This window comes from Cronobacter malonaticus LMG 23826 (genome assembly GCF_001277215.2).
In the GTDB taxonomy this organism is placed as follows: Bacteria; Pseudomonadota; Gammaproteobacteria; order Enterobacterales; family Enterobacteriaceae; genus Cronobacter; species Cronobacter malonaticus.
Window position 1 is genome coordinate 1827164 of sequence record NZ_CP013940.1, and the last position, 17842, is coordinate 1845005.

16 protein-coding genes are annotated in these 17842 nt (G+C 55.2%); 11 read left to right on the forward strand and 5 right to left on the reverse strand.

Translation table 11 applies throughout. The features are described 5' to 3' along the window. Positions 1-178 precede the first annotated feature (178 nt). Entirely contained in the window at positions 179-1228 is a 1050-nt protein-coding gene (gene sohB / locus AFK66_RS08755) for a protease SohB (protein WP_007775514.1), read from the forward strand. Between the two features lie 79 nt (positions 1229-1307). Here sohB and AFK66_RS08760 read toward each other — a convergent pair whose 3' ends face one another. After that, positions 1308-1559 carry a YciN family protein gene (locus AFK66_RS08760; RefSeq protein WP_007775512.1) on the reverse strand — a complete coding sequence of 84 codons (252 nt, stop codon included), beginning with the start codon at positions 1557-1559 and terminating at the stop codon, positions 1308-1310. A gap of 401 nt (positions 1560-1960) precedes the next feature. Between AFK66_RS08760 and topA the strand changes: the two genes are divergently transcribed. The 5 genes from topA (at position 1961) to acnA (ending at position 9472) form a co-directional block, all read left to right on the forward strand. Continuing rightward, a complete protein-coding gene (gene topA, locus AFK66_RS08765; protein ID WP_032983347.1) occupies positions 1961-4558 on the forward strand; it encodes a type I DNA topoisomerase in 2598 nt (865 codons plus the stop codon). A 186-nt stretch (positions 4559-4744) separates the two neighbouring features. Beyond that, positions 4745-5719 (forward strand): HTH-type transcriptional regulator CysB, encoded by a 975-nt coding sequence (gene cysB, locus AFK66_RS08770; RefSeq protein WP_004387670.1) that lies wholly within the window; start codon positions 4745-4747, stop codon positions 5717-5719. 354 nt (positions 5720-6073) lie between these two features. Further along, the gene (locus tag AFK66_RS21365) at positions 6074-6202 is read left to right on the forward strand and encodes a YmiA family putative membrane protein (protein ID WP_007775505.1); all 129 of its coding nucleotides are present in this window, start codon (positions 6074-6076) and stop codon (positions 6200-6202) included. Positions 6203-6531: 329 nt separating this feature from the next. Continuing rightward, complete coding sequence (ymiC, locus tag AFK66_RS23010; protein WP_226993417.1) at positions 6532-6630, forward strand: small membrane protein YmiC; 99 nt, start codon at positions 6532-6534, stop codon at positions 6628-6630. 166 nt (positions 6631-6796) lie between these two features. Continuing rightward, complete coding sequence (gene acnA, locus AFK66_RS08775; RefSeq protein WP_007775501.1) at positions 6797-9472, forward strand: aconitate hydratase AcnA; 2676 nt, start codon at positions 6797-6799, stop codon at positions 9470-9472. Positions 9473-9535: 63 nt separating this feature from the next. On the opposite strand, the gene ribA is transcribed toward acnA, so the two are convergent. After that, on the reverse strand, positions 9536-10129 hold the full coding sequence (gene ribA / locus AFK66_RS08780; RefSeq protein WP_023898609.1) for a GTP cyclohydrolase II: 594 nt from the start codon (positions 10127-10129) through the stop codon (positions 9536-9538). Between the two features lie 199 nt (positions 10130-10328). Here ribA and pgpB point away from each other — a divergent pair, with 199 nt between their 5' ends. The 5 genes from pgpB (at position 10329) to yciH (ending at position 14013) form a co-directional block, all read left to right on the forward strand. Further along, positions 10329-11093, forward strand: coding sequence for a phosphatidylglycerophosphatase B (pgpB, locus tag AFK66_RS08785; RefSeq protein ID WP_032968219.1), 765 nt, complete (start codon positions 10329-10331; stop codon positions 11091-11093). 147 nt (positions 11094-11240) lie between these two features. Beyond that, on the forward strand, positions 11241-11549 hold the full coding sequence (locus AFK66_RS08790) for a LapA family protein (protein ID WP_007775494.1): 309 nt from the start codon (positions 11241-11243) through the stop codon (positions 11547-11549). Positions 11550-11555: 6 nt separating this feature from the next. Continuing rightward, positions 11556-12725: a lipopolysaccharide assembly protein LapB gene (gene lapB / locus AFK66_RS08795; protein ID WP_007775491.1), complete on the forward strand. Its 1170-nt coding sequence runs from the start codon at positions 11556-11558 to the stop codon at positions 12723-12725. Between the two features lie 227 nt (positions 12726-12952). After that, positions 12953-13687, forward strand: a complete 735-nt coding sequence (gene pyrF / locus AFK66_RS08800; protein ID WP_105609441.1) for an orotidine-5'-phosphate decarboxylase — start codon at positions 12953-12955, stop codon at positions 13685-13687. Further along, positions 13687-14013 (forward strand): stress response translation initiation inhibitor YciH, encoded by a 327-nt coding sequence (gene yciH / locus AFK66_RS08805; protein ID WP_007775485.1) that lies wholly within the window; start codon positions 13687-13689, stop codon positions 14011-14013. The genes pyrF and yciH overlap by 1 nt, the downstream gene beginning before the upstream one ends. Positions 14014-14134: 121 nt before the next feature. Here the strand turns inward: yciH and osmB are convergent, their stop codons facing one another. The 3 genes from osmB to AFK66_RS08820 all read right to left on the reverse strand — a co-directional run bounded on the left by osmB (position 14135) and on the right by AFK66_RS08820 (position 17842). Continuing rightward, entirely contained in the window at positions 14135-14350 is a 216-nt protein-coding gene (gene osmB, locus AFK66_RS08810) for an osmotically-inducible lipoprotein OsmB (protein WP_004386703.1), read from the reverse strand. Between the two features lie 258 nt (positions 14351-14608). Further along, on the reverse strand, positions 14609-15364 hold the full coding sequence (yciT, locus tag AFK66_RS08815; protein WP_007775481.1) for a DNA-binding transcriptional regulator YciT: 756 nt from the start codon (positions 15362-15364) through the stop codon (positions 14609-14611). Positions 15365-15409: 45 nt separating this feature from the next. After that, positions 15410-17842, reverse strand: coding sequence for a formate C-acetyltransferase/glycerol dehydratase family glycyl radical enzyme (locus AFK66_RS08820; protein WP_032983173.1), 2433 nt, complete (start codon positions 17840-17842; stop codon positions 15410-15412).

The following is a 17842-nucleotide window of genomic DNA, read 5'->3' on the forward strand; positions in this document are numbered from 1 at the left end:
TTCGCGTATTTCAATCGGGCAGCGGGAGGGTTGTGCCGTTGCGCCGTCATTTGCAACTGTTTCATCGGTAAAGAAAACTTCAGCGAGAGGTCTCGCACAGTTTCGCTTTGTTACAAGACGCGGGCCCGGTGCTCGGTTACACTAACGCCCGGGTCATGCCTGAATAAAAGGTGGAGAAGTGAATTTACTTGCAGAGTATGGACTGTTTTTAGCCAAAATCGTCACGGTAGTCGTGGCGATTGCGATTGTCATCGCGCTTATTGCTAACCTGACGCAGCGCAAGAAAGCCCAGCGCGGCGAGCTGCGCGTCACGCGTCTCGGGGAAGAGTATAAAGAAATGAAGGAAGAAGTGGCCGCCGCGCTGCTCGATCCACATCAGCACAAGCTGTGGCATAAGAATCAGAAAAAGAAAAACAAGCAGGAAGCGAAAGCCGCGAAAGCACGTGCTAAACGTGGCGATTCGGCGCCTGCCGGTAAGCCTACGCTCTATGTGCTCGATTTCAAAGGCAGCATCGATGCCCATGAAGTCAGTGCGCTACGCGAAGAGGTGACGGCGGTGCTGGCTGTTGCAAAGCCCGCCGATGAGGTTCTGGTGCGTCTGGAAAGCCCAGGTGGTGTGGTGCATGGTTACGGGCTTGCCGCGTCGCAACTCCAGCGTTTGCGCGAGCGCCAAATCCCGCTGACCATCGCCGTAGATAAAGTCGCCGCCAGCGGCGGGTATATGATGGCCTGTGTGGCGAATAACATCGTGGCGGCGCCGTTCGCCATCATCGGTTCTATCGGCGTGGTCGCGCAGATCCCGAACTTCAACCGCCTGCTCAAGCGTAACGATATCGATATCGAGCTGCATACCGCCGGGCAGTATAAGCGCACGCTGACGCTGCTTGGCGAAAACACTGAAGAAGGGCGCGAGAAGTTCCGCGAAGATCTCAACGAAACGCATCATCTCTTCAAAGAATTTGTGCACAGCATGCGTCCTTCGTTGGATATTGAAGCGGTCGCGACTGGCGAGCACTGGTACGGTGTGCAGGCTAAAGAGAAAGGTCTGGTGGATGAAATCAGCACCAGCGACGATCTCATCATTGCCCGCATGGCAGAGCGTGAGGTTGTCAGTCTGCGCTATATGCAGCGTAAACGACTCATGGACCGCTTCACCGGCAGCGCGGCGCGAAGCCTGGATCGCCTGCTGCTGCGCTGGTGGCAGCGCGGGCAGAAACCGCTGCTGTAAGGCAAATAAAAAAGCGAGGCGTTAAACCTCGCTTTTTTTCTGGCTAACCGGTAATGGCGTGTTCACGCGGTGGAAGCGCTCAGGGCAGCAGGTGATATTTTTCGGAAAGCTGATGGGCCAGGTATTTAAACATATTAAATACCGCTGTGGTTTTTGCCGTGGGTAAGCCTTGCTCGTCCATAAAATATTCGCCGCGAAAGACGAGTACGCCATTTTTTTGCTCAACGTCGGTGGCCACCATGCCGGCAATATAGTCTTCATGCTCGCGGATCATTTTATTGGCCTGCTCCAGCAGCGTGGCGCGGTCGATAGGCTGAGTTATCTTTTGCATAATCATCTCCTTACAAACAGGATGATAGTGTACGTCGCACCAGGTGCCATGGGCAAATTTTCCCTGCGGTTTTCAGGGCTTTTCAAAAAGGCCCGGTGGTGGCGTTAATCACTTTTGCATGCTAATAAAGTTGCGTAACGAATTTTATCAGGTAGAGTGTGACGCTTTCGCAAATCTGGCAACAGAATTGCTTGACATTCGACCGAACTTCCGTCGTGCTGTAGCGCATTTGCACGATAAAACCTGACGACTCAGCCACCGGTAGTAGCGTGAACCACGCCTGGTGATGGATTAAGGGGTTGATAACCTTTGGGGCGGCCACAATATACGAGGCTTGTCGCCAGTGACGGTGAATCAACGTGCGACGTATTCTGGAAGAATCAAATCAGGTAAAGGTGAATATGGGTAAAGCTCTCGTCATCGTTGAGTCCCCGGCAAAAGCCAAAACGATCAACAAATATCTCGGTAAAGACTACGTGGTGAAATCCAGCGTCGGTCATATCCGCGATTTGCCGACCAGTGGCTCCGCCCCTAAAAAAAGCGCTGAATCCGCCCCGACGAAACCGGCTAAAAAAGTCAAAAAAGATGAACGTGGCGCGTTAGTCAACCGCATGGGCGTCGATCCCTGGCACAACTGGGAAGCGCACTATGAAGTGCTGCCCGGCAAAGAAAAAGTGGTTTCTGAACTGAAGTCGCTGGCTGAAAAAGCTGACCACATCTATCTCGCAACCGACCTTGACCGCGAAGGGGAAGCCATTGCCTGGCACCTGCGGGAAGTGATCGGTGGTGATGACACGCGTTACAGCCGCGTGGTGTTTAACGAAATTACCAAAAATGCGATTCGCCAGGCGTTTGAAAAGCCGGGTGAGCTGAATATCGATCGCGTTAACGCCCAGCAGGCGCGCCGCTTTATGGACCGCGTGGTGGGTTATATGGTTTCCCCGCTGCTGTGGAAAAAAATCGCCCGCGGGCTTTCCGCTGGTCGCGTGCAGTCCGTCGCGGTCCGTCTGGTGGTCGAACGCGAGCGTGAAATCAAAGCGTTTGTACCGGAAGAGTTCTGGGAAGTTGACGCGCTGCTCTCAACGCCAAAGAGCGATCAACTCAGCGTTCAGGTCACGCATCATAAAGATAAAGCGTTCCGCCCGGTAAACCGCCAGGATACCGAAGCGGCGGTTGCGCTGCTGAAGGCGGCAAGCTATCAGGTTATCGAGCGTGAAGATAAGCCGACCAGCAGCAAACCGGGCGCGCCTTTTATTACCTCCACGCTCCAGCAGGCGGCGAGTACGCGCCTGGGCTTTGGCGTGAAGAAAACCATGATGATGGCTCAGCGTCTCTACGAAGCGGGTTACATCACTTATATGCGTACTGACTCCACCAACCTGAGCCAGGACGCGGTCAGCATGGTGCGTAACTATATTGGCGAGGAGTTCGGCAAGAAATATTTGCCGGAGAACCCGAACCAGTACGCCAGCAAAGAGAATTCACAGGAAGCGCACGAAGCGATTCGTCCTTCGGACGTCAGCGTGCTGGCGGAATCGCTGAAGGATATGGAAAACGACGCGCAGAAACTGTATCAGCTGATCTGGCGTCAGTTTGTCGCCTGTCAGATGACGCCGGCGCAGTACGACTCCACGACGCTGACAGTCGCCGCAGGCGATTTCCGCCTTAAAGCGCGCGGTCGCATCCTGCGCTTCGACGGCTGGACGAAAGTAATGCCTGCGCTGCGTAAGGGCGATGAAGACCGCACGCTGCCAGCCGTGAATCAGGGCGATAAACTTTCTCTGGTTGAACTGACGCCTGCGCAGCACTTCACCAAACCGCCTGCGCGCTTTAGCGAAGCGTCACTGGTGAAAGAGCTCGAAAAACGCGGTATCGGCCGTCCGTCTACCTATGCGTCTATTATCTCGACCATTCAGGATCGCGGCTATGTGCGTGTTGAAAACCGTCGTTTTTATGCCGAGAAAATGGGTGAAATTGTTACCGATCGCCTGGAAGAGAATTTCCCGGAGCTGATGAATTTCGACTTCACCGCGCAGATGGAAGACTCTCTCGATCAGGTGGCTAACCACGAGGCCGAATGGCGCGCGGTGCTGGACACCTTCTTCGACGATTTCTCAAGACAGCTGGATACCGCCGAAAAAGATCCTGAAGAGGGCGGTATGCGCCCGAACCAGATGGTGCTTACCAGCATTGACTGCCCGACCTGCGGCCGCCCGATGGGCATCCGAACTGCCAGCACGGGCGTATTTCTGGGCTGCTCCGGTTACGCGCTGTCGCCGAAAGAGCGTTGCAAAACCACTATTAACCTGGTGCCGGAAAACGAAGTGCTGAACGTGCTGGAAGGCGATGACGCGGAAACTAACGCGCTGCGCGCCAAACGTCGCTGCCAGAAGTGCGGCACCGCGATGGACAGCTACCTTATCGATCCGAAACGCAAACTGCACGTTTGCGGTAATAATCCTTCCTGCGACGGTTATGAGGTCGAAGAGGGCGAGTTCCGCATCAAGGGTTATGACGGCCCGGTGGTGGAGTGCGAGAAATGCGGTTCTGAAATGCACCTGAAGATGGGGCGTTTCGGTAAGTATATGGCCTGCACCAACGACGAGTGTAAAAACACCCGTAAGATCCTGCGTAACGGTGAAGTTGCGCCGCCGAAGGAAGATCCGGTGCCGCTGCCTGAACTGCCTTGCGAGAAGTCGGATGCTTATTTCGTCCTGCGTGACGGCGCAGCTGGTGTCTTCCTCGCGGCGAATACGTTCCCGAAATCGCGCGAAACCCGCGCGCCGCTGGTGGAAGAGCTGCAACGCTTCCGTGACCGCCTGCCGGAAAAACTGCGTTATCTGGCGGATGCGCCCGCGCAGGATCCAGATGGCAATCCGGCCGTGGTTCGCTTCAGCCGTAAAACCAAACAGCAGTATGTGGCGTCGGAAAAAGACGGTAAAGCCACTGGCTGGTCTGCGTTTTACGTTGACGGTAAGTGGGCGGAAGGCAAAAAGTAATCTTGCCGCGTGCAAAAACGAAGGCCAGCGTAAGCTGGCCTTTTGCGTTTATAACGACCTTATTATTTTTTTCACTGAACTATACACATAAGCTATAAAAGCCAGCCCGGTTATAGTATCTTCCTTTTTTATTATCAAATCGTCTTAAGCCTGATTGCAGGCGTCACTGATTCTGGATGGTCGGTCATGAAACTACAGCAGTTGCGCTATATCGTTGAGGTGGTGAACCATAACCTGAATGTCTCGTCCACAGCGGAAGGGCTTTATACCTCGCAACCCGGCATCAGTAAGCAGGTGCGTATGCTGGAAGATGAACTCGGGATTCAGATCTTTGCCCGCAGCGGCAAACATCTGACGCAGGTGACGCCCGCTGGTCAGGAAATTATCCGCATCGCACGTGAAGTGCTCTCCAAAGTGGATGCTATCAAATCGGTGGCGGGCGAGCATACATGGCCGGACAAAGGCTCACTGTATGTCGCGACCACGCATACCCAGGCGCGTTACGCGCTGCCGGGCGTGATCAAAGGCTTTATCGAACGCTATCCGCGTGTGTCATTGCATATGCACCAGGGGTCGCCCACGCAGATTGCTGAAGCCGTCTCTAAAGGTAACGCCGATTTTGCCATCGCGACCGAAGCGCTGCATCTTTACGATGACCTTGTAATGCTGCCGTGCTACCACTGGAACCGTTCGATAGTCGTCACGCCGGATCATCCGCTGGCATCTAAAGAGAGCGTGAATATTGAGGAGCTGGCGCAATATCCGCTGGTGACGTATACCTTCGGCTTTACGGGGCGCTCAGAACTCGATACTGCGTTTAACCGCGCCGGACTGACGCCGCGTATCGTTTTTACCGCCACTGACGCTGATGTAATTAAAACTTACGTAAGGCTGGGGTTGGGCGTCGGGGTTATTGCCAGTATGGCGGTCGATCCAGTATCTGATCCAGATCTGGTGCGTCTCGACGCGCATGATATTTTCAGCCACAGCACGACGAAAATTGGTTTTCGCCGCAGCACATTCCTGCGTAGCTACATGTATGATTTTATTCAGCGTTTTGCGCCGCATTTGACGCGTGATGTGGTGGATGCCGCTGTAGCGCTGCGTTCGAATGAAGATATCGAAGCGATGTTTAAAGATATTAAATTACCTGCCAAATAATCCCTGCGTGTACCTTTCCACTGGTGCAAAGGTACGCTGACTTTCCCTTCTTTATTCAAATTAAAAACATAATCATTCGTACTAAGTTAAATTATTCTCGCACTTATCCATACAAAATGCATGGATAAGGTGTCGTCTCGTCACGACAAAAGTAGGAAATAATTCTCAGCTACGCAAATTCACAACTTCAATAATTTATTTCACGTCAAAAGATTGAATATTTTCTCCAAAAATGATCGTAAAGGTGCTGGATTTTTGGCTGGTTTTTATTTAGGATTTATCTCAACTGATGATTACTTCTGCCAATTGTTTGGTGACACTATGATAAGCAATGTCGATTGTACGAGGTTAGCAATGCCATCAGAAAGCGACGATTCGCAAAGAGATCCCGATCTTAAGCGTAAAGCGTGGCTGGCGGTGTTCGGCATCTCAACCCTGTTCTGGATTGGGATTGCGCTTCTGGTGTGGACATTTTGGGGTTAAGCATGGCTTTACAACAGCACGCTTTCACTCGCTCACCAATATGTCAACCAGATGACAGGCACGAAAACGGTCTAAAAGGGGGTTTTTCGACTCTCCCGACGGGCTGGAAGCTAACAAAAGAGCAACAAGATTTTATCGCTTTATTTTCGGAAGAAGATCACAAAAACAATAAACGCTAACTGGCGTAGATAATAAAAAACAAGAATTTAATTTAAGCTAAATTTATCTGTTCTCGTTGTTAACGCAGCGAGAAAAATTACACACAGCAATCTTTACATTTCTGGCAAGCGCCAGAGCGATCAATGGTTTTAATTATTGGTGTAACAGGTATGAATAATCAGCTCACGCTCAAATACTGGTCATGGATTGGCGTATTTACCGTTTCCTCCTTGTTCTGGTGTCAGCTTGTCTGGATGCTTGCTCACTGATTCCTCTGCGCCCGGCTCCCGCCGGGCGTTTTGTTTTCTCTCCCCGCGTCTCCTCACTTTTAGCGATTTGGGTTGTTATCAAATCGTTACGACATGTTTGTGTTATCTTTAATACAGACCCTGATAACAATCGGGGCATCGCTATCTCAGGACTGAAGGAGGAGCTATGTCGTCGACCCTACGCGAAGCCAGCAAGGATACATTACAGGCGCAGGATAAAACCTATCACTACTACAGCCTGCCGAAAGCCGCCCGGGAGTTGGGCGATATCGCGCGGTTACCTAAATCACTGAAAGTTTTACTCGAGAACCTGCTGCGCTGGCAGGATGGCGAGACCGTCACGCTTGAAGATATTCAGGCGCTGGCGGGCTGGCTTGAACATGCGCATGCCGATCGCGAAATCGCGTATCGTCCGGCGCGCGTACTGATGCAGGATTTCACCGGCGTTCCGGCGGTGGTGGATCTCGCGGCTATGCGCGAAGCGGTGAAACGTCTCGGTGGCGACGTCTCGAAAGTGAACCCACTCTCACCGGTTGATCTGGTCATTGACCACTCTGTGACCGTCGACCATTTCGGCGACGATAACGCGTTTGAAGAGAACGTGCGTCTGGAGATGGAGCGCAACCATGAGCGTTATGCGTTCCTGCGCTGGGGCCAGCAGGCGTTCAGCCGCTTTAGCGTGGTGCCCCCAGGCACCGGTATTTGCCACCAGGTAAATCTTGAATATCTGGGGAAAGCCGTCTGGAGCGAACTCCAGGACGGCGTAATGGTGGCGTACCCTGACACGCTTGTCGGTACAGACTCCCACACCACCATGATCAACGGTCTCGGCGTGCTCGGCTGGGGCGTCGGCGGTATCGAAGCGGAAGCGGCGATGCTTGGTCAGCCCGTGTCGATGCTTATCCCGGATGTCGTCGGTTTTCGTCTTACCGGCAAACTCAGTGAAGGTATCACCGCAACCGACCTGGTACTGACAGTAACCCAGATGCTGCGTAAACATGGCGTGGTCGGGAAATTCGTTGAATTCTTTGGCGACGGGCTGGATTCGCTGCCGCTGGCAGACCGCGCCACTATCGCCAATATGGCCCCCGAATATGGCGCGACCTGCGGCTTTTTCCCGATTGATGACGTTACGCTTGGTTATTTACGCCTGAGCGGGCGCAGCGAAGAGCAGGTGGCGCTGGTGGAGGCGTATGCCAAAGCGCAAGGTATGTGGCGCAACCCTGGCGACGAGCCGGTGTTTACCAGCACGCTGGAGCTGGACATGGGCACCGTTGAAGCCAGTATTGCCGGACCGAAACGTCCGCAGGACCGTGTGAGCCTTGGCGACGTGCCGAAGGCGTTCGCCGCCAGCACCGAGCTTGAGGTGAACTCGCCGAAAAAAGATCTGCACGCCATTGAATATACGCTGAACGGGCATCAGTATGAGCTGCCGGACGGTGCGGTGGTGATTGCTGCTATTACTTCCTGTACCAATACGTCCAACCCGAGCGTGCTGATGGCGGCGGGCCTGCTCGCCAAAAAAGCCGTCAAGCTTGGGCTTAAGCGCCAGCCGTGGGTGAAAGCGTCGCTGGCTCCCGGCTCTAAAGTCGTCTCCGATTATCTGGCCCACGCGAAGCTGACGCCGTGGCTCGATGAACTGGGCTTTAACCTGGTCGGATATGGCTGTACCACCTGTATCGGTAACTCAGGGCCATTACCGGAGCCTATCGAACAGGCGATCAAAAAAGGCGATCTGACCGTCGGCGCGGTGCTTTCCGGCAACCGTAACTTTGAAGGTCGCATTCATCCGCTGGTGAAAACGAACTGGCTGGCGTCGCCGCCGCTGGTGGTCGCTTATGCGCTGGCGGGAAACATGAACATCAACCTGTCAACCGATCCGATTGGCCACGATCGTAAAGGCGATCCGGTTTATCTCAAGGATATCTGGCCCACCGGTCAGGAGATTGCGCAGGCGGTGCAGGAAGTTTCCACCGATATGTTCCGCAAAGAGTACGCGGAAGTTTTCGAAGGAACCGAAGAGTGGCGTTCCATTCAGGTTCAGGCGTCAGACACCTACGACTGGCAGAACGATTCCACCTATATCCGCCTGTCGCCATTTTTCGATGACATGCTTTCGGAGCCTGCGCCGGTACAGGATATCCACGGTGCGCGCATTCTCGCGATGCTGGGCGATTCCGTCACCACCGACCACATTTCGCCAGCGGGCAGCATTAAGGCGGACAGCCCCGCCGGGCGCTATCTGCAAAGCCACGGCGTGGAGCGCGCAGACTTTAACTCCTATGGCTCACGTCGTGGTAACCATGAAGTCATGATGCGCGGCACCTTCGCCAATATTCGCATTCGTAACGAAATGGTGCCGGGCGTGGAAGGCGGCATGACGCGTCTTATTCCGGGTAACGAAGTGATGTCGATTTATGACGCCGCTATGCGTTATCAGGAGCAGGGCACGCCGCTTGCGGTGATCGCCGGGAAAGAGTACGGCTCCGGCTCCAGCCGCGACTGGGCGGCCAAAGGCCCGCGTCTGCTTGGTATTCGCGTGGTGATTGCCGAGTCGTTCGAGCGTATTCACCGCTCCAACCTTATCGGCATGGGCATCCTGCCGCTGGAGTTCCCGCAGGGCGTGACGCGCAAAACGCTGGGCCTGACGGGCGACGAGACGCTGGATATCGGCAATTTACAGTCGCTGACGCCAGGCGCAACCGTGCCGGTAACGCTCACGCGTGGTGATGGCTCAACCGAAGTTCTGGAATGCCGCTGCCGCATCGATACGGGTAATGAGATGACCTATTACCGTAACGACGGCATTCTGCATTACGTGATCCGTAACATGCTGCGCTAAGGCGCGGTATGCGGTGCAACAAAAAGGCCTGCGTTTGCAGGCCTTTTTTATAACGCGCTCTGGTTAGTTACCGGAGAGCAGATGCCCCATTTTGGCGGCTTTGGTATCGAGATAATGCTCGTTTTTCGGGTTACGCCCGACAATCAGCGGCACGCGCTCGACGATATTAATTCCCGCTTCGGTCAGGATCTCCACCTTGCGTGGGTTATTGGTCAGCAGGCGCACTTCATCCACGCCCAACAGCTTAAACATATCCGCACACAGGGTGAAATCGCGCTCATCGGCGGCAAAGCCAAGCTGATGGTTCGCTTCTACGGTGTCGTAGCCCTGATCCTGCAACGCATAGGCGCGGATTTTATTCAGCAGACCAATGTTACGCCCCTCCTGGCGATGATAGAGGAGCACGCCGCGCCCGGCTTCCGCGATGTGCGACAGCGCCGCTTCCAGCTGGAAGCCGCAGTCGCAGCGCAGGCTGAACAGCGCGTCGCCGGTCAGGCATTCGGAGTGCACGCGGGCCAGCACCGGCTCCGCGCCGGAAATGTCTCCAAATACCAGGGCTACGTGATCCTGTCCGGTTGCCAGTTCTTCAAAACCCACCATCAGGAAATCGCCCCAGGGGGTTGGCAGTTTGGCTTCTGCCACACGTTTAAGCTGCATGTGATTCTCCGGATATTATAAACGCCCGCAGGCGCCTGCCAGTCTGTTGGCTTTCTGTCGTTACTATCTATTTTGCCACATCCCGACAGGGTTCGCCTCACTCTGTCGTGCTCTCAATATCAATCGCATCAATAGTTAACTATCCTGCATGGCGCGATTTTCGGTTATTCTTGAAGGACTTCAGGAAAAAGGAGAAAACATGCTGGCAATTGCAAAACGTACCGCGGTTGGCGCCGCGCTGTTGCTCATTATGCCGCTGGCCGTCTGGATCTCAGGCTGGCAGTGGCAACCGGGCGGCGGTTCGCTGTGGCTTAAAATGCTGTTCTGGGTGACAGAAACGGTTACGCAGCCCTGGGGCATTATTACTCACGTTTTGCTGTGCGGCTGGTTCTTGTGGTGTCTGCGCTTCCGGCTGCGCCCGGCGCTGATGCTGTTCGCGATTCTGGGTATCGTCATTATGGCGGGGCAATGGTCTAAATCGCTGATTAAAGAAAAGGTTCAGGAACCGCGCCCGTTTGTTATCTGGCTTGAAAAAAACCGTAACATCCCGGTTGACGAGTTCTACAATTTAAAGCGCAAGGAAAGAGGGGCGCTGGTGAAAGCACAGTTGCAGAACGAAACCGATATCCCGGCCTGGTTGCGTAAACACTGGCAAAAAGAGACCGGATTCGCGTTTCCGTCCGGGCACACCATGTTTGCCGCAAGCTGGGCGATGCTGGGCTTTGGACTTCTCTGGCCGCGCAGGCGAACCATTACGCTTGTGGTGTTGACCGCCTGGGCTATCGCCGTGATGGGTAGCCGGATGCTGCTCGGTATGCACTGGCCACGCGATCTGGTGGTGGCAACACTGCTCTCCTGGCTGCTGGTGACCATCGCCGCCTGGCTTGCGCAGCGCCTCTGCGGCCCGCTCACGCCGCCGGTGGAAGAGAAAGTCGAAATCGCCCGGCGCGAGACAGAAGAGTGACGGCGGCTTGAGTTTCGCCGTTCCGCCCCTATTAATAAGGGATGTCCTGGCGCTTTATCATTTCACGCAAAGGGTGGAAATGATAACGTATAGCGCGTTGAGCCGAGGCCGGGACATTGGTCGCACAAAACACATACGGGATGTCATGTGAAATATCTGATTATTTTTTTAGTGGTATTAGCGATTTTCGTCGTTTCCGTCACGCTGGGCGCGCAAAACGATCAACAGGTTACTTTTAACTTCCTGCTGGCGCAGGGCGATTATCGAATCTCTACGCTGCTTGCGACCTTATTTGGCGCGGGTTTCATTATCGGCTGGATCATCTGTGGACTGTTCTGGCTACGCGTTCGTCTGCAACTGGCGCGCGCCGAACGTAAGATTAAACGCCTTGAGCAGCAGATCGCGCCTGCAGAGCCGGCTCCGGCCAACGCCACTGCGCCTGCTGTTAAGGATTAACCCTCTATGCTGGAGTTGTTGTTTCTGCTGTTGCCTGTCGCCGCTGCGTATGGCTGGTATATGGGCCGCAGAAGTGCGCAACAGGATAAAGAGCAGGAAGCGAACCGCCTGTCACGCGACTACGTCGCAGGCGTGAACTTCCTGCTGTCCAATCAGCAGGATAAAGCGGTGGATCTGTTCCTTGAAATGCTCAAGGAAGATACCGGCACCGTTGAAGCCCATCTGACGCTTGGCAACCTTTTCCGCTCGCGCGGCGAAGTTGACCGGGCTATCCGTATCCACCAGTCGCTGATGGAAAGCGCGTCGCTTACCTACGATCAGCGGCTGCTCGCCGTACAGCAGCTTGGCCGCGACTATATGGCCGCCGGGCTCTACGATCGCGCCGAAGATATGTTCAATCAGCTGGTGGATGAAACCGATTTCCGCATCGGTGCGCTCCAGCAACTCCTGCAGATTTATCAGGCCACCAGCGACTGGCAGAAAGCCATCGATGCCGCCGAACGGCTGGTTAAGCTTGGCAAAGAGCACCAGCGTGTCGAAATCGCGCATTTTTACTGTGAGCTGGCGCTTCAGGCGATGAGCAATGAAGATATGGATCGCGCCATGTCGCTCCTGAAAAAGGGCGCGTCGGCGGATCGCAACAGCGCGCGCGTCTCGATTATGATGGGGCGCATTTTTATGACGCGCGGCGATTATGCGCACGCCGTCGAGACGCTAGAGAAAGTCATCAGCCAGGATCGCGAACTGGTGAGCGAAACGCTGGAGATGCTCCAGGTCTGCTATCAGCAGCTCGGTAAACCTGAGGAATGGGCCGAATTCCTTAAACGGTGTGTGGAAGAAAACACCGGCGCAGAAGCGGAGCTGATGCTCGCGCAGGTGCTTGAGCAGCGCGAAGGCCCAGACAGCGCGCAGGTCTATATCACGCGCCAGCTGCAACGCCACCCGACCATGCGCGTGTTTCACCGGCTGATGGATTACCATCTGCACGAGGCGGAAGAAGGGCGCGCGAAAGAAAGCCTGATGGTGCTGCGTGATATGGTGGGCGAACAGGTGCGCACCAAGCCGCGCTATCGCTGCCAGAAGTGTGGCTTCACCGCGTTCACACTCTACTGGCACTGCCCGTCGTGCCGTGCCTGGTCGACTATCAAACCTATCCGTGGCCTTGACGGCCAGTAAGTGATTTGCTCCTGCTACCGCATATCTTGTTGCGGCTGGCTTGCACACGCACTTTAGTTACAACATACTTTAAGTTAGCTGGTCGCCTGGGTTAGCGACAGGGCACTTAGGGCAGGTACAACGTCTGGCAGGGCGATCTTGCCTGTAAATTTTTGCAGACGGCGGGTAGAATGCTTGCCGTTTATCAATCCCGCGCCACGCCGGTGCGCCTGTCAGAAGGTCTGGTCATGACATCAATTGCCTCATCCTCTCATTCTGTAACTCATTCTCCCGTCGTCGTCGCGCTTGATTACGACAACCGCGACAGCGCGCTGGCTTTTGTGGACGGTATCGATCCGCGCGACTGCCGCCTGAAGGTCGGTAAAGAGATGTTCACGCTGTTTGGGCCGCAGCTGGTGCGCGACCTGATTTCCCGCGGCTTTGACGTCTTTCTGGATCTGAAATTTCACGATATCCCGAATACTACCGCGCGCGCCGTTGCGGCGGCGGCAGAGCTTGGCGTCTGGATGGTGAATGTGCACGCGGGCGGCGGCGCGCGCATGATGACGGCGGCGAAAGAGGCGCTGATGCCATTTGGCAACGACGCGCCGTTACTGATTGCAGTGACGGTACTGACCAGTATGGAAGCTGAGGATCTGCAAGGTCTCGGCATTACCCTCAGCCCGGCAGAGCAGGCAGAGCGTCTTGCACGCCTTACGCAGCAGTCAGGTCTGGATGGCGTGGTCTGTTCCGCGCAGGAAGCGGTGCGCTTTAAAACCGCGTTCGGGCGCGAATTTAAGCTAGTTACGCCAGGCATTCGTCCTGCAGGCAGCGACGCGGGCGATCAGCGCCGTATCATGACGCCAGCCGAGGCACAGCAGGCGGGCGTGGATTATATGGTTATTGGCCGGCCCATCACCCGCGCGGCTAATCCGGCGCAGGCGTTGCGCGATATTCTGGCGTCTCTGAAACAGGGGGATTAATGAGCGATAATAACAGTCGTCTGGTCTATTCCACAGAAACCGGGCGTATTGACGAACCCAAAACGGCTCCCGCGCGCCCGAAAGGCGACGGCGTGGTGCGTATTCAGCGCCAGACCAGTGGTCGCAAAGGAAAAGGCGTGTGCCTTATCACCGGCATTGATGCAGACGATGCGACATTAACCAGCCTTGCTGCCGAACTGAAGAAAAAATGTGGCTGCGGCGGGGCTGTGAAAGATGGCGTGATTGAAATTCAGGGCGATAAAAGGGAATTAATTAAAAGTCTGCTCGAGGCGAAAAGAATGAAGGTGAAACTGGCGGGCGGTTAATTGTTAGCCACGGCGAAAACGCCGTGGCTATTTTGTTATGCTTACTGCGGTATAGCCAGACCTGTAATTATTCGGTGATGCGAGTAATACGTCAAAGCGTTATGCTTTTGCGGGCCGCAGATTAATGAACCTGATGACCGATAATACCGCCTACCGCTGCGCCGCCGAGCGTGCCGAGCGCGCTGCCGTTGGTCAGCACAGAGCCGCCAATTGCACCTGCACCCGCGCCAATAGCGGTGTTACGGTCACGTTTAGACCAGTTTGAGCATCCGCTCAGAGAGGCTACCAGAGTTACGGCCAGCACTGCCGCGGCTACTTTTTTGTAATTTAATGACATAATACTTTCTCCTGAATAATTGATTCACGGAAAGGCTGCTCACTTTAAGTATAGTGGCTAAATCACAGCTCAAAGCGCCAGTCCATGAAACGGTGCAGCGATACGGAATAAAGAATCACGCAGGTGACAATCAACACTCAGTAATATCGCTGAGGTTAATTTTAATTTCTTAAGCGAATTCAGACAGGTAAAAAGTCTTAATTGACGCTGAGAATAGTCTCAAGCGAAGGCGCGCCGTAACGACGCGCTGTACTTTATTCAGGCAGGAAAGGGCGAAATAATATCGAGGGTCAGACCGGAGGCGCTGAGCGCATCGCGAGTGGCGTCATTCAGATTGTCATCGGTAATCACCCGGTTAAAGCGCGACACCGGGCCGAGCGTATAGGGATGCACCGCACCAAATTTGCTGCTGTCGGTGAGAATAATGGCCTCGCTGCCTTTTTCCAGCACCGCGTTCACTACGTCTGCGCGCATCATGTCGCGACCCGTAAATCCTGTCTCCGGCGACCAGCCGTCAATCCCGATAAAGGCTTTGCTGAAGTGCACCTGTGAGATGTACTGGCGCGTCAGCGGGCCGACCATGGTTTCGCTTTTTTTCTGGTAGATGCCGCCGAGCAGGATAATTTCGCATGAGGTTTCTTTCAGCAGGTGCGCGATAAAACTGCTTACGGTAATCAGCGTAATTTTCTTTTGCTCAGCCAGCGCCCGCGCCAGCAGGGCGTTGGTACTGCCGTTCTCGATAAACACCGTTTCGCCATCGTTGACAAGCGAGCAGGCGAAATCCGCGAGCCGCCGCTTGAGTGCGAAATTGTTCATCATGCGGGTTTCTACGTCGTCGCTGTCGAGCGGTACAGCAAAGCCATGAGTGCGGCGCAGATAACTTTGCTTTTCGAGAAGGTTAAGATCCTGACGAATGGTGACTTCTGAAACGCCGGTGACTTTAGCCAGTTCCGCCACACTCATGCGGCCGCGGTCAATCACCATCTGTAAAATAATTTGTTGTCGGGAGTTCATATCTGCATCGTTATGCGCGGTGGCGTGACGCCACCGCGGTTTCATTTAAAGCGTATGTTCGGTACGGGCGATAATATCATCCTGCGCATCAGGGGATAAGGCCGTAAAGAACGCGGAGTAACCCGCCACACGCACGACCAGATCGCGGTACTTATCCGGATGTGCTTTGGCGTCCAGCAGGGTTTCACGCGAGACAATGTTGTACTGAACGTGCCATCCTTTATGCACCTCAAAGAAAGTGCGCAGCATCTGCATCAGTTTCTGGCGATCGCGTAAGTTATCCAGTGTGGACGGGTTAAGCTTCTGATTCAACAGCACGCCGCCAAGTATTTTCGCCACCGGCAGTTTTCCGACCGAGTTAATCACTGCGGTAGGCCCCAGACGGTCTGTGCCTGACGCCGGGCTTGCGCCTTCGGCGAGCGGCGTTCTGGCTTTGCGTCCGTCCGGCGTCGCCATCGTCGCCGCGCCAAAAGGCACGTTCGCGGAGATAGACGATGTACCGGCGTAGTAGGTACCACCAATCGGGCCGCGCCCGAAACGGGTGTTGTGATACTGCTTAAGCTCGTCGATATACGTCTGGTACGCACGTGCCAGCAGCAGATCGACATCGTCGTCGTCATTGCCATATTTCGGCGCGCTGTTAATCAGGCGCTGGCGCAGCTGTTCACCGGTCAGCCCTTCGAAATCGTTACTCAGCGCCTGCGCCAGCTGCGGTTGCGTCACCGTACCCTGTTCAAACACCAGCCTGCGCACAGCGGCGAGACTGTTGCCGAGGTTGGCGATCCCGACCTGCAACCCGGAAACCCAGTCATATTTCGCGCCGCCCTGCTTAATGCTCTTGCCGCGCTCGATACAGTCATCGACCAGCGCCGAGCAGAGAATATCGTGCGCGTTCTCTTCCAGAACGGTATCCACCACGCACTCGATTTCAATCGATTTGCGGGTGTAATAGCGGATCTGATTATCCCAGGCGTCCATGACTTCACTAAAATGGCTGAAATTTCCGGCGGAGAGCGCTTTTGACTGCGGCAGGAAAACCTTACCGGTGGTCGCGTCGCGGCCGCCTTCCAGCGCCGCCAGCATCACGCGGGCGAAGTTAATAAAGCTCATGCCGGTGCAGCGATAACCCCATTTGCCGCCAACCGCCGTTTCAATGCAGCCGATGGCCGCGTAGTCATAGGCGTCTTCGCGGCTGACACCAAGCTTAATAAACTCGTCGATAACGATTTCATCGTTATTAAATGCGGGCATCCCGAAGCCGCAGCGGATCACCTGGACGCAGGCGTCGAGGAATTCATTACTCATCCCGGGGTGGTAGCGCACGCTGAGGTTCGGCTGGGTGGAGCGCAGGCGACCGCATGATTCCAGCACAGCCCACGAGAGCGGGTTGACCGCATCCACCGGCTCGCCGTTAAGCAGGCGTTGCCCGCCAATCGTTACGTTCTGGTAGAGCGGGCTGCCCGCCGAGGCTTTGGAATGCGAGCCGGAGCGGATTTTGTTGACCTCCAGCAGCTTCAGCCAGCAGCTCTGCAACAGTTCGATGGCGCGCTCGCGCTCCAGCGTCTGTTCAAGTTCGACATCGCGGCGATACCAGGGATAGAGATATTGATCGAGACGGCCAAACGATACGGAATGACCGTTGGACTCAATCTGCAAGACAAGCTGCACAAAATAGCAGAGCTGCAACGCCTGCCAGAAAGACGCAGGCGGCTGGTGCGCGATATGTTCGCAGTTAGCGGCAATGGCAAGCAGCTCATCGCGCCGCGCCGGGCGGCTTTCCTCCTGCGCCATCTGCGAGGCCAGCGCCGCGAAGCGCTGGATATGCTCGCTGAGCGCGCTGAATGTAATGTCGATCGCCTTAAGAAACTGCTCTTTATGCAGGTCGCCCTGATCGGTGAGCAGAAGGCGTGCGCGGCGCTCCGCCACTTTAGCGCGCAGGCCGTCGAGACCTTTTTCCAGCAGCAGCGGGAAATTCACCGCCAGATGCGCGTCGCCGGAGGTCATATTGCCTTCCGCTTTGATAATGCCCGACGCCAGCAGTTCTTTCTGCTCATCAGTAAACATGCCATAGCAGCGATCCTGCACGGTCTGGCCGCGCCACCACGGACAGACTTCATGCATGACGGCTTTATCCTGCGGGCTAACGGAGAACCCCGCGCCGGGGCGGTCGGCGAGATCGTCTATCTCTTTCTCTATCCAGCTGACGGTATATTCCGGGAAGAAGGGGGCGGCGCGAACCTGGCTTGCCTGATTGCCGACGATCAGCTCGTCATGTTTGATCCAGATAGTGCGGTTCGCCAGATGGTGCGCGAGCGCGAGCGCGCGGCGTACCGGCAGCGGTTTATCCTGATGCTGCTGGTACATTGCGGTGTAATGCTGCGCACGCTCGGTACAGACGGGCGGACGGACGATCTGCACCAGCGCCGCTTTGTGGGCTTTAATGCGCTCGGGGAGAAAAGCGAGATTGAGTTCAGTCAT